Origin of the sequence: Azospirillum sp. Sh1, from assembly GCF_008365135.1 — a bacterium.
Taxonomy (GTDB): domain Bacteria; phylum Pseudomonadota; class Alphaproteobacteria; order Azospirillales; family Azospirillaceae; genus Azospirillum; species Azospirillum oryzae.
The window spans coordinates 35,858-47,610 of the sequence record NZ_VTTK01000029.1 but is presented as its reverse complement, the minus strand read 5'-3'; the positions used below and the strand labels follow the sequence as shown (position 1 = coordinate 47,610).

The window sequence follows — 11,753 nt, the reverse complement described above, 5'->3', positions numbered from 1 at the left end:
CGGTTGGGCTTGCGGATGGGGGCGGTCGCGGATAGCTTCGCCGCCACAACCATCTATGGATTACCTCGTGATGACCGCCCGCCTTGCCGCTTCGCTGTCCGCGCTTCTCCTGCTGGGGGTGGCGTCGACTCCGGCGGTGGCGGAGCTGGTGCCGGTCGAGCCGAACATGCCGCCGGCCGCCTATTACGGGCTGCCCGAGCCGGAAGAAGAGATCCTGACTCCTGCCGCGCCGCAGCAGGGCGGCAAACCGGCGAATCCGCCTGCCGCCGGCGCCCCCGGCGGCGACAAGGCCGCCGCTCCGCCCAAGCCGGACGGGCCGGGCGAACTGATCGAGAGCTGGGACGGCGGCGCCGCCAAGAAGAAGGACGGCAGCTTCGCCTATTGCGTGGCGGAGGGGGAATTTACCTCCGGCCATGTGCTGATGTTCGCCCGCAGCCCGAAGGGGGAAATCAACATCGGCATCGGCATTCCCGGCGCCGATCTGCCGAAGGGCGGCGAATGGCCGGTGACCATCGAGGTCGACAAGAAGCTGAAGCGGGAACGGACCGCCATCGCTTCCCAGCCGGACATGCTGGTGGTCTCCAACGGCAAGGACGAGGAACTGGTCACTGCCCTGATGGGCGGCAACGAGCTGGTGGTGTCGTCGGCTTCCGACCGCATCGCTTTCAAACTGGACGGCACCAAGAAGGTTCTGGGCGACCTGAAGACCTGCGTCGACAAGGGCGGCAACGTCCCGCCGATCAAGGTCGCCGCCGGCCGCCCGGCGGAAAAGAAGAACCGACTGCCGGAAGGGCTGGACAGCCTGCTGACGGCGGCCGGGGTGCACGACGCCGAACTGGTGCCGATGGACAAGGTCCCGCAGGAGCGGCGCCCGGCCGATGTCGCCTGGCGTTTCGGACCCATCGTCGGCGGCATCCGCGAGCGCGCGGTGGGCGAGGGCGCCAAGATCGACGAACTGTCGGACAGCTTCGCCGACGCCATGAAGCAGCGCTGTGAAGGCACGCCGACGGTCAGCCTGAACCCGTCCGAACAGGCCGGTGCGGTCTGGCTGCGCACGGGATCGGTCGATTGCGCGATGCCGCAGGGGAAGCTGCACGTCACGCTGAACTTCCTGCTGTCGCAGCGCCGGCTGTTCACCGTGATCTTCCATGAGGCCGGCGAACCCGACGTTGCGCTGGCCGACAAGGTGCGCGACAACCTCGCCCAGGTGCTGCGCCGCGCCGGAACCGCGCCGGCGCCGGCCACCACCGACGCGGCGCCGGTTCAGCCTGCGCCCGTTCAGGCGGCCCCTGCGACGCAGACCCCCGCACCGGCCCCATCCGCTCCGTCGGCGCCCGCTCCGGCGACGGTGAAGCCGCAATCGAAGCCGCAACAGGCGAAGCCCTGACGGAACTCACGCCCTTCCGGCCCATTGTCCCCTTACGGAAGGGCTACCAATCAGCGTGATCATGCCTGACAACTCGGCTTCCCTCGACGGTGTGGGCGACAACGCCCGCGCCGGCACCGATCCCTATGCGACGCTCGATGCGTCCGCGGCCACAACCGTGTCCGACCGCTGGAGCGTCCGCAACAGCGTGCTGGCGGTGGTGGTGCTTGCCGCGCTGCTCGGCGGGGTGGTCGGGCTGGCGGTCGGTCTTCTCCACGAAGCGGTGCTGCTGATGCAGGCGCTGGTCTTCGACCTGCCGGAGGGCGAGCGGCTGGGGCAGGGCACGCCCGACCTGCTGCGGACGCTGGGCGTACCGGCCGCCGGCGGGCTGCTGCTGGGCATCCTGTCGATGCTGGTGCGTCGCTGGCGCCCCAACGCCATCGTCGACGCGGTGGAGGCGAACGCGCTCTATGGCGGCAAGATGTCGCTGATCGACAGCCTGCGGCTGACGGTGACGACGGCGTTGTCCAACGCTTCCGGCGCGTCGGTCGGCATGGAGGCCGCCTACACCCAGGCCGGCGCCGGGTTGGCGTCCTCGTTGGGCCAGCGGCTGCGGTTGCGCCGGGCCGATCTGCGCACCATGGTCGGCTGTGGGGCGGCGGCGGCCATCGCCGCGGCCTACCACGCGCCGTTGGCCGGCGCCTTCTACGCCTTCGAACTGGTGCTAGGCGGCTATACGCTGGCGGTGCTGGCCCCGGTCGGGGCGGCGGCGGCGATGGCGGTGGCGGCGTCGGCCCTGCTGACGGGCGGCGAGGTGCCGCTGGCGCTCGGCCGCCCGGTTGAGATCGCCAGTTGGGATTATGCCGCCTGCGGCGTCGTCGGCTTCCTTGCCGGCTGGCTCAGCATCCTCGCCATGCAGGCGGTGACGGTGGCGGAGCGTGGATTCAACCGGCTGCCGGTCCCGCGTTGGATGAGGCCGGCCATCGGCGGGGTGATGGTGGGCGCGCTGGCGCTGGCCGTGCCGGCGGTGATGGGCAGCGGCCCCGGCGCCGTTCCGCCGGAGCTGGCGGGTGGCGCGCTGGCGCTGGCCTTGACGCTGGTGGCGAAGATCCTGGCATCGGCGTTGTCGCTGGGCTCGGGCTTCCGCGGCGGCCTGTTCAGCGCCTCGCTGTTCATCGGCGGGCTGTTCGGCGGCCTGCTGGGGCAGACGACCTCCGCCTTCCTGCCGGGGCTGGGGATCGACAGCGGCCTGCTGCTGCTGGTCGGCATGGGATCGGTCGCCGCCGGCATCGTCGGCGCGCCGGTCACCATGGTGCTGCTGGTGCTGGAGACGACGCAGGATCTGTGGGCGGCGTCGGGCGTGCTGATCGGGGTGGTGCTGTCGACGACCGTGGTGCGTCAGGCCTTCGGCTATTCCTTCGCCACTTGGCGCTTCCACCTGCGCGGCGTGCCGATCCGCGGCGCCTACGACATCGGCTGGCTGTCGGAGCTGACGGCCTTCCGGCTGATGCGCCGCGACGCCAAGACGGTGCCGGCCACCCTGACGGTGGAGGCGCTGCGCCGCCTCTACCCGCTGGGGTCGACCAAGGCGGTCTTTGCGGTGGACGAGATGGGGCGCTATGCCGGGATCGTCGACATGTCGATGATCCACGATCCGGACCAGGACGCGGCTGCGACCGAGACGCGGGTCGGATCGCTGGCCTGCAAGGCCGACGCGGTCCTGATGCCGGGCGACGACGCCCGCACCGTGCTGAACCGCTTCGGCAGCGAGGAGGTGGAGGCCCTGCCGGTGCTGTCCTCTCCCACCGACCGGCGGATCATCGGCTATGTGACGGAGTCCTTCGCGCTCCGCCGCTATTCCCAGGCGCTGGAACGGCAGCGCGGCGAGGATCTGGGCGAGCGGGGGCTTTGGGGACGCGACTGAGCGGCCTGGCTCTCCGTCAGGGTTCGCTGTAGCCGGTGGGGACGATCCGCAATTCGTAGCGGGCCGGGTCGTGCTGGAAGATCAGGCCACCGAAGCGTTCGGAATAGGGCGGCAGATAGTCGAACTGCGCCTCCGCCGTCTCCACCACGCGGTCGCCGGACCGCAGCTCTCCGCGCACGATCAGCGTTGCGGCGGTCGCGGCGGTCCGGTTGCGAACCTGGAAACGCACGGTGTGGCCGTGACCGCCGGTTCGCGTTTCCATCACGGTCACGTCCATCTCGCCGGGGACCGAACTGTGTTCCTTGAGGGCGTATTGCACCATGTAGACGATCATCGCGGCGATCAGCAGCGCGCCGAGCCCCGCCGCCACCCATTCGAGGGGGGAGGTCGGCGGTGCGTGCTCCGCCCCGCCATTCCCCCGTGACCCCTCATTCGCCCGCGGATCGTCGCCGGTCGTCGCCATCGGCCTCTCTCCCCCTTCACAGGATCAGGGTCACAGGATCAGGCGGGCCGCCGCCGCGCCGATGGCGCAGGGGAAGCCCAGGACCACGGTGGCGCTGATGATCTCCGCCAAACCGGTGCCGTCGGTCCGGCCGAAGGTCCACAGCAGGTAAAGGCAGATCGCCAGCACGATCACATAGCCGACGACGGTGAAGCGCAGGAACAGGCTCCAGAACCCGACGCCGCCCGGCGGCTTCGACCCGCCGGGGAACTCCACGGCGTAGACGAAGGCGTGCATCAGCACCAGCGACAGCAGCAGCAACGCGATCTCCCGCCACGGATCCATCATGTAGGACAGCAGCACCATCTCCTCCGTCGGGGCGACGTTGAGGCCGAGGAACAGCGCGCCCACCCCCATCAGGAACAGCTCCTGCGGATAGGTCATCGCGGTCTGACGCTGCATGCTCTCGCTGCTCTTCTCGCCCAACTGGTCGCGGGCCAGCATGGCGCCGATGGCGGCGGGGAAGCTCTGTAGCGCGATCTTGCCGATCACCTCGCGGGCCGGCATGTCGACGGACAGCACCTTGAAGATGCCGAGGATGACGACCGACATCACCACCGCCACGGCGATGGCGACGAAGGCGTCGGCGATGTCGTCGCGCAGGCTGGCGGTGGATTTGAAGCCGCTGACCACCGACAGCCCGACCAGCAGCGGGATCAGCAGCACCAGCAGCAGGACCAGCCGCCAGGAGGCCATGGTGAAGCCGATCCACCACATCTCCATCGTCATCAGCATCGGCAGCGAGAAGATCAGCGCCCCGGCAAAGGCCCGCGCCAGTCCGACGAGGAAGGAGCGATTGTCCTCGTAGACGGGCCTGTCCGGCAACGTCGCCTCCGCCCGGCCTGTGTCGACGGTCATGCATCGTCTCCTCAAGCACCCTTTCCAACCCCGCCGCGATTGCCGGAGCCGTATTTCCCCCTTCAACGCTTATAGCCACGCACAGGTTTCGTGATTTCGTCCGGGAACTTCGGATTGCCCACGAAACCGTCGAGCCTCGGCTGTGTTGACCGTGAGGGGGAAATGGGCGTGGACCGGCGAAGGGGAGGCGACTGACATGAACCGGGCGAACCGGCGAACTGAGAGAGCCTTTCTGCGGCCCGGCTTGCCCATTGCGGCGCTTGCCCTTGCCGGATTCGCTCTGGCCGGATGCGAGGGGCGGCAGTCGGCGCTGGATGCCGCCGGCGTCAGCGCGCAGGAAATCCTGGCCACCAACTGGATCCTGTTCATCGGCGCCGGGGTGATTTTTGTGCTGGTGATGGCGCTGGCGCTCTATGCCGCGCTGGTCCGGCCGGAGCGGTTTCCCGGCCGCCGCGCCTGGGTGATCGGCGGCGGCATCCTGTTCCCGCTCGTCACGCTGACGGCGCTCCAGATCCATGAGTTCGCGCTGGCCCGCCGTCTGGCGACCCTGACGCCAAAACCGGAACTGGTGGTCGAGGTCACCGGCTACATGTGGTGGTGGGACGTCCGCTATCATGTGGAGGGGCAGGTGCCGCTACGCGGGGCCAACGAACTCGTGCTGCCGGCCGGACGGCAGGTGGAACTGCGGGTCGCCAGCGCCGACGTCATCCACAGCTTCTGGGCGCCGAGCCTCGCCGGCAAGATCGACATGATCCCCGGCCATGTGAACCGGCTGCCGATCGTGGCGCAGCGGCCGGGGCTCTATCGCGGCCAATGCGCCGAATATTGCGGGGCGCAGCATGCGCTGATGGCCTTCGACATCCGGGTCCTGCCGGCGGACGAGTTCGACGCCTGGATGACGGCGCAGCGGCGCCCGCCCGCCGAACCGGAGACGCCGCAGCTTGCGCGTGGCCGCGACGCCTTCTTCTCCTTCGGCTGCCAGTCCTGCCACGCGATCCGCGGGACGGAGGCGGCGGGGCTGGTCGGTCCGGACCTGAGCCGCGTCGGCGCCCGGCCGTCGCTCGCCGCCGGGACGCTGCCGACACGGGTGGAGACCCTCGCCGCCTGGATCCAGGGCGCCCAGCACATCAAGCCCGAGAATCGCATGCCGTCCTTCGACGTGATGGACGGCGAGACCCTGGACGCCATGGCCGCCTGGCTGGAGAGCCTGAAATGACGCTGCGCACCGACGAGCCCCGCGACGAGTTCTCCGGCGGCCTTCCGAGCCCTACCCCGCGCCCCAAGGGGGAGGAGGAGACGCTGCGCCGCGTCTGGCGGCTGCCGCCGGGGATCGCGCGGCTGACGGCGGTGAACAATTCCAGCGTCGGCGTCTGGTACATCGCCACGGCGCTGCTGTTCTTCCTGATCGCCGGGGTGCTGGCACTGGTGATGCGCCTGCAGCTGGCTGTGCCCGACAACGACCTGCTCGACCACGACACCTACAACCAGTTCTTCACCGTCCACGGCACCGGCATGATGTTCCTGTTCGCCGTGCCGATCGTGGAGGCCATCGGCGTCTATCTGCTGCCCTCCTTCCTGGCGGCGCGCGACCTGCCCTTTCCCCGGCTGTCGGCCTTCGCCTTCTGGGCCTATTTCTTCGGCGGCATATCCTTCTTCTGCTCGCTGATCTTCGGGGCGGCGCCCGACGGCGGCTGGTTCATGTATCCGCCGCTGACCAGTTACGAGCATTCGCCGGGCATCAACGCCGATTTCTGGCTGCTCGGCATCGGCTTCATCGAGATCTCGGCCATCGCCGGCGCCATCGAGATCGTGGTCGGCATCCTGCGCACGCGCCCGCCCGGCATGACGCTGGACAAGCTGCCGATCTATGCGTGGTCGATGCTGGTGATGGCGGGGATGATCATCTTCGCCTTTCCCGCCGTGATCGTCGCCACCGCGCTGCTGGAGATAGAACGCGCCTTCCACTGGCCCTTCTTCATCGCGGACAAGGGCGGCGACCCGCTGCTGTGGCAGCACCTGTTCTGGTTCTTCGGCCATCCGGAGGTCTACATCATCTTCCTGCCGGCCGCCGGGCTGGTGTCGATGATGGTGCCGACCCTGGCCCGCCGTCCGCTGATCGGCCACGATTTCGTGGTGCTGGCGCTGGTCGGGACGGGGTTCTTCAGTTTCGGGCTGTGGGTCCACCACATGTTCGCCACCGGCATCCCGTCGCTGTCGCTCAGCTTCTTCTCCGCCGCCAGCATGGCGGTGGCGGTGCCGAGCGGCATCCAGGTCTTCGCCTGGATCGCCACGCTGGGGGCCGGGCGGGTGCAATGGACGGTGGCGACCCGCTTCCTATTCGGCTTCCTGTTCATCTTCGTCCTGGGCGGGCTGACCGGCGTGATGGTGGCGGTGGTGCCCTTCGACTGGCAGGGCCATGACAGCTACTTCATCGTCGCGCATCTGCATTACGTGCTGATCGGCGGCATGGTGTTCCCGGTCTTCGCCGGGCTTTATCACTGGTGGCCGACGCTGAACGGCCGGCTGCTGTCGGAGCGGTTGGGAAACGGGGCCTTCTGGCTGATGTTCATCGGCTTCAACGTCGCCTTCTTCCCCATGCACATCAGCGGCCTGCTGGGCATGCCGCGGCGGGTCTACACCTATCCCGGCGATCTCGGCTGGAACCTGCTGAACATGGTGTCGACGGTGGGCGCCTTCGTGCTGGCGCTGGGCGTGCTGCTGGTTCTGGTCGACATGGCGCGCAGCGCGCTGGGCTGGGGGGAGAAGGCGTCCGACAACCCGTGGAATGCCGGGACCTTGGAATGGCTGCCCAACGAGCTTTACGCCGTCCGCAGCATCCCGCACGTCACCGGCCTTTATCCCCTGTGGGACAATCCCGTCCTGCCGCGCGAGGTCCGCGAGGGCGCCCATTTCCTGCCCGGCGCGCCCACCGACAGGCGGGAGACCATCGTCACCAGCCCGATCGAGGCGAAGCCGCAATATCTGATGCCGCTGCCGGGGCCGCATTGGGCGCCCTTCCTGGCCGGGCTGTTCACCGCCACCCATTTCATCTGCCTGACGCTGAAGTTCTACTATTTTTCCCTGGTTCCCGCGGTGCTGGCGGTCGGGCTGGTGATCTGGTGGCTGTGGGGCCTCGACAAGGGGGCCGACCACCCGCCGCAGGATGTCGGCGGCGGCTGGCGCGTGCCGGTCTATGTGCAGGGGCCGAAGAACCATAGCTGGTGGGGCACGGTGGTGCTTCTGCTGGTGGACGGCACCGCCTTCGCCTGTCTGATCTTCACCTATCTGTTCCTGTGGACGGTCAGCCCGGATGTCTGGCCGACGGATGGGGACGGATTGCCCGGCCTTCCCTGGCTGGCCGGCGGGTTGGCGCTGTGGGGGCTGGCGGCGCTGGGCATCGGCTGGGCGCGCTCCGCCGTGGACCGCAACCGGCATGGCCGGGTCCGTCTCGGGCTGATCCTGGCCTGGGCGGCGATGGTCGGCGGCATCCTGCTGGACACCACTGCGCAGATGCAGACCGGCCTCGTCGGTGCGGCCAGCGCCTATGGCGCCATCACCTATATGCTGGTGGCGTGGCAGGGCTTCCACGTCGCGGTGATGACGCTGATGCTGGGCTATACGCTGGCGCGCTCCGCCGCCGGGCTGCTGCATTCTGAGCGGCGGGTGACCTTCGACAACACCATGCTGATGGGATGGTACAGCGCGGCACAGGGTGGAACCGCCCTGCTGCTTCTGCACCTGTTCCCCCGTCTGGCGATCTGAGGGAGGAGCGCCATGGCAAGCCGCAGCTTTCCCGGCTTCTTCATCGGGATGCTGGCGCCCTTCCTGATCTGGGCGGCGCATTTCGGCGTGGTCTACGGCATCAACGGGATGGTCTGTGCCCGCAGGGCGGAGGACGCGCAACTGTTGGGCTTTCCAATGTCCGTGGCGCTGGTCGGCATCGCGACACTGCTCGCCCTGGGCTGGGTCGCGGTCCTGCTGGTGAAGGCGTGGCGCGGTGCCGGGCCGGGGAAGCATGTGGGCGCCGCCGACCCGCGCCGCTTCGCCCGCTGGTTCGCCATTGCCGGATCGGGTGCGGCGCTGGTCGCGATCCTGTGGGTCGGCATGCCCGCCCTGATGGTCCCCGCCTGCGGCTGAGGGGGCGCCTCAAACGAACTACGCCGGTTCCCGGACGCCACGGCGGCCTGAGGTGCCGTCGCGATGTCCCGGAACCGGCGTAGGGGACCGGCCTTCAGTCAGCTGTCAAGCCGGGGTTAGTTCTTGGTGCCGGTCTGACCCATCGAGCCCTGCGGGGTGGTCTGGTTCTGCGGGGTGTCGCTGGGCATCGCGTTGCCCCGCGGGGTGCCGGTGTTGCCCATGTTGTTGGTGTTGCTGGTCCCGCCGGTGCTGCCGGACGTGCCCGTGGTGTGGCCGCTCAGCTTCAGCGCGGCCATGGTCTGCTGGTCGGCGCGGCCGGTGGCGCGCAGACCGTTGTCGCGCTGGAACTTCATCAGGGCGCTGCGGGTGTTGGCGCCCCAGACGCCGTCGACGGTGATGTCGCGGCCGTCGTTGCGGTCGTTCAGCGCCTGCTGGATCTCGCGCACCTGCTCATGGCTCATGCTGGTGGTGGAGGCCATGCCGTGACGGGAGGACGAGCGCTTGGAGGACGAATCGTCCGACACCTCCTCGCGGACTTCGCGGGTGGCGCGGTCGGTCACGCGGTCGGTCTTCTTGCTCAGGCTTTCGTCCATGCTGTTGCCGGCGACCGCACCGCCGACGCCGCCCACCACCGCGCCGACCGGGCCGCCGACGACGGCGCCGGCCACGGCACCGGTGCCTGCACCCGTCGCCGTCCGCGAGGTATCGGTGCTGCCGCAGGCGCTGAGGGCGAACAGGGCGCCGGCCGCGGTGGCGGTCATGACGATCTTGGAAATCCCACGCATGGTTGCCATCCTTCTCGATTACGATTCGATGTTGGCGACCCGCCGCCCGGTGCGGCCTGTACTGTCCTGCCGCACGGCAAGCGACAGCTGGGTCATGTGATGAACAATCAGCAGCGGGCCTTCTTGTTCCCTGACGTCCCTTCAGGATTTTCCGTCGTCGCCCTTCACCATGGCGCGTTCGGGGGCGCGGCGGGAGTAATACTCCGCCACTGCATCGATCTGTTCGTCGGTCATGCGGCGGACGGCGGCCTCCATGATTCGGGACAGCGCCGTGTTGCCCCGCGCCCCGTCACGCCACAGCCGCAACTGGGCGGCGAGGTACGACGCATGCTGTCCGTCCAGGGACGGATACCGGGGATCGCGGGCATGCCGGGTGTCGCCTGCCGTTCCCCCATGGCAGCCGGAACAGGCGGCGACGCCATCGTCCGGGGCGCCGGACTCCGCGATCCGCCGGCCCGACTCAAGCAGTTCCGGCGCGGGATCGGCGGTCTTAACCGTTGCCGTTGCTGGCTTTTGTGCCGCGTAATGCCCGGCCAATGCGCGGATCGCGTCATCGTCCAATCCGGCCGCCACCGGCTGCATGATGCCGCTGAAACGGTTGCCGTCGGCGTAGGCCTGCAGCGTCTCCCGCAGATACTCAGCCGACTGTCCGGCGATCCGTGGGAAGGCGCCGATGCTGTCGCCGTTCCCGTCATGACCATGGCAGCGGGCGCAATCCTGCAGGGTCTCTCCCAAACCTCTGCTCATCGGACCACTGGCCGGGCCGGTCAGCTCGGTCACCCGGGCATGGTCGTCGGCCCGCGTCCGACCGAAAGCGAGGCTGTGATATTCTTCCGCGCTCATCCCTTTGAGCCGCAGGAGAAAGGCGGTAACCGCCCAGGGTTCGTCCTTGCGCTGCTGCGCCGGCCAAGCCGGCATGCCGGCATATTTGATGCCGTGCAGCGTGATCCAATACAACTCCTGCGGCTTCCACTCCGCCACCTTGTCGGGCAAATAGGGCGGCTCCGGCATCATGTGGCGGGAGATCGGGTTGCGCGTCGTGTCGGGGGCGCCGTGGCAGGGTGCGCAGCCGTCCTCGTAATGGCCGGCGCCGCGGCGGACCAGCGCCGGGTCGTTCAGGTCGGGCGGCTCGCCGACGGATGCGGCATGCGTCTCCACCGAACGGCGCATCGCCATTTCGAAGAACATCTCGACCGGCGTCCAGTGCGCCTTGCTCGCCGCCACGCTGTACAGGCCGGACCAGGCGAACAGGAGCCCGCCGATCCCGGCCGCCACGCCTGCGATGGCGAGTGTCTTCAGGGTCCGCCACATGCCCTCAACCGGCCTTTCCGCTGGAGAGTTGTCCGTCGTCCCCCTGACCGTCCTCTCCCTGGCGCAGCCAGCGGGCCGCGCCGGCCAGCACCAGCGCGATATAGGCCAGCGCCCCGACGACCCCCATGATCAGGCCGCCCAGTTGCTGGTCGGCCAGCGGCGACAGGCCCCAGGGTGCGGTGGTCGTCAGGTGGTATGGAAACAGCGGCGTTCCGGCGAAGATCAGCAGCGCCGCCAGCATCGCCAGATGGACCGAGGTGCCGAAGGCCGCCAGCAGGCCGCGCAGGCGCATGGCGGTGTCGGTCGGGGCCAGGACGGTCCGCCAAGCCGCCACCGCCCCGGCGAACAGCGTGCCGTGCATCAGCCACAGCACGGCGCCGTTCGCCAGCGCCGCCATGTACGGCCCCGGCAAATGCCAGACCCACAGCGTGATGCCGAACAGACCCCAGGCCAACTCCGGCTTGCCCAGGGGTTTCGCCATCCTGCGCATTGGCTCCGGCCACCGCACCGTCCCGGCCGGCCAGCCGAGCACGAACAGCGGCGCCGCGACCTGGATGGTCAGCAGATGCTGGGCCACGCGGGCGGAGAACAGGGCGGAGGTCAGGCTGCACAACGGGGAGACGAAGGCGATGCCCAGAACCAGCCAGCCGGCGGCCAGACAGATGGACCGATGACGGGCATGTCCGCCGTGGCCGGCCGGCCGGCGCACCAACACCGTCAATCCGATCGCGGCCAGGGCAAAGGCGGCCAGCAGCACCGGATCGCCGTTCCAGGCGGTCGACAGCTCGCCCGGCACCGGCGGGACACCGCAGTAGGGAACGAAGGGAACGCTGTCTGTCGCCATGGCGCGGCCTCGCGGGTTCCGGTGGG

The 11,753-nt window shown here is 69.1% G+C and carries 10 protein-coding genes; 5 read left to right on the top strand and 5 right to left on the bottom strand.

Translation table 11 applies throughout. The annotated features are described in order from the left end of the window. Positions 1-70 precede the first annotated feature (70 nt). Entirely contained in the window at positions 71-1,387 is a 1,317-nt protein-coding gene (locus tag FZ029_RS24020) for a hypothetical protein (RefSeq protein ID WP_149272255.1), read from the top strand. A gap of 61 nt (positions 1,388-1,448) precedes the next feature. Beyond that, positions 1,449-3,290: a chloride channel protein gene (locus FZ029_RS24015; RefSeq protein ID WP_149272254.1), complete on the top strand. Its 1,842-nt coding sequence runs from the start codon at positions 1,449-1,451 to the stop codon at positions 3,288-3,290. Between the two features lie 16 nt (positions 3,291-3,306). On the opposite strand, the gene FZ029_RS24010 is transcribed toward FZ029_RS24015, so the two are convergent. Together FZ029_RS24010 and FZ029_RS24005 are read right to left on the bottom strand one after the other, a co-directional pair. Next, on the bottom strand, positions 3,307-3,753 hold the full coding sequence (locus FZ029_RS24010) for a TIGR02588 family protein (protein ID WP_149272253.1): 447 nt from the start codon (positions 3,751-3,753) through the stop codon (positions 3,307-3,309). A 30-nt stretch (positions 3,754-3,783) separates the two neighbouring features. Continuing rightward, on the bottom strand, positions 3,784-4,650 hold the full coding sequence (locus FZ029_RS24005; protein ID WP_149272252.1) for a TIGR02587 family membrane protein: 867 nt from the start codon (positions 4,648-4,650) through the stop codon (positions 3,784-3,786). 196 nt (positions 4,651-4,846) lie between these two features. On the opposite strand from FZ029_RS24005, the gene coxB reads away from it, so the two are divergent. The 3 genes from coxB to FZ029_RS23990 are packed head-to-tail and all read left to right on the top strand — an operon-like array spanning position 4,847 to position 8,787. Beyond that, entirely contained in the window at positions 4,847-5,866 is a 1,020-nt protein-coding gene (gene coxB, locus FZ029_RS24000) for a cytochrome c oxidase subunit II (protein WP_149272251.1), read from the top strand. Continuing rightward, a complete protein-coding gene (ctaD, locus tag FZ029_RS23995; RefSeq protein ID WP_149272250.1) occupies positions 5,863-8,412 on the top strand; it encodes a cytochrome c oxidase subunit I in 2,550 nt (849 codons plus the stop codon). The genes coxB and ctaD overlap by 4 nt, the downstream gene beginning before the upstream one ends. Positions 8,413-8,424: 12 nt before the next feature. Beyond that, positions 8,425-8,787: a hypothetical protein gene (locus FZ029_RS23990; protein WP_149272249.1), complete on the top strand. Its 363-nt coding sequence runs from the start codon at positions 8,425-8,427 to the stop codon at positions 8,785-8,787. 116 nt (positions 8,788-8,903) lie between these two features. Here the strand turns inward: FZ029_RS23990 and FZ029_RS23985 are convergent, their stop codons facing one another. The 3 genes from FZ029_RS23985 to FZ029_RS23975 form a co-directional block, all read right to left on the bottom strand. Beyond that, positions 8,904-9,572 (bottom strand): peptidoglycan-binding domain-containing protein, encoded by a 669-nt coding sequence (locus FZ029_RS23985; protein WP_149272248.1) that lies wholly within the window; start codon positions 9,570-9,572, stop codon positions 8,904-8,906. A 141-nt stretch (positions 9,573-9,713) separates the two neighbouring features. Continuing rightward, positions 9,714-10,883, bottom strand: a complete 1,170-nt coding sequence (locus FZ029_RS23980; protein WP_149272247.1) for a c-type cytochrome — start codon at positions 10,881-10,883, stop codon at positions 9,714-9,716. Positions 10,884-10,887: 4 nt separating this feature from the next. Then, positions 10,888-11,727 carry a cytochrome c oxidase assembly protein gene (locus FZ029_RS23975; RefSeq protein WP_149272246.1) on the bottom strand — a complete coding sequence of 280 codons (840 nt, stop codon included), beginning with the start codon at positions 11,725-11,727 and terminating at the stop codon, positions 10,888-10,890. Between the last annotated feature and the right edge of the window lie 26 nt (positions 11,728-11,753).

What these genes read in the sequence shown, in the direction of transcription:
- FZ029_RS24020 (WP_149272255.1), top strand. Translation starts at nt 71, where the DNA reads ATGACCGCCCGCCTTGCCGCTTCGCTGTCCGCGCTTCTCCTGCTGGGG.
- FZ029_RS24015 (WP_149272254.1), top strand. Translation starts at nt 1,449, where the DNA reads ATGCCTGACAACTCGGCTTCCCTCGACGGTGTGGGCGACAACGCCCGC.
- FZ029_RS24010 (WP_149272253.1), bottom strand. Translation starts at nt 3,753, where the DNA reads ATGGCGACGACCGGCGACGATCCGCGGGCGAATGAGGGGTCACGGGGG.
- FZ029_RS24005 (WP_149272252.1), bottom strand. Translation starts at nt 4,650, where the DNA reads ATGACCGTCGACACAGGCCGGGCGGAGGCGACGTTGCCGGACAGGCCC.
- coxB (WP_149272251.1), top strand. Translation starts at nt 4,847, where the DNA reads ATGAACCGGGCGAACCGGCGAACTGAGAGAGCCTTTCTGCGGCCCGGC.
- ctaD (WP_149272250.1), top strand. Translation starts at nt 5,863, where the DNA reads ATGACGCTGCGCACCGACGAGCCCCGCGACGAGTTCTCCGGCGGCCTT.
- FZ029_RS23990 (WP_149272249.1), top strand. Translation starts at nt 8,425, where the DNA reads ATGGCAAGCCGCAGCTTTCCCGGCTTCTTCATCGGGATGCTGGCGCCC.
- FZ029_RS23985 (WP_149272248.1), bottom strand. Translation starts at nt 9,572, where the DNA reads ATGCGTGGGATTTCCAAGATCGTCATGACCGCCACCGCGGCCGGCGCC.
- FZ029_RS23980 (WP_149272247.1), bottom strand. Translation starts at nt 10,883, where the DNA reads ATGTGGCGGACCCTGAAGACACTCGCCATCGCAGGCGTGGCGGCCGGG.
- FZ029_RS23975 (WP_149272246.1), bottom strand. Translation starts at nt 11,727, where the DNA reads ATGGCGACAGACAGCGTTCCCTTCGTTCCCTACTGCGGTGTCCCGCCG.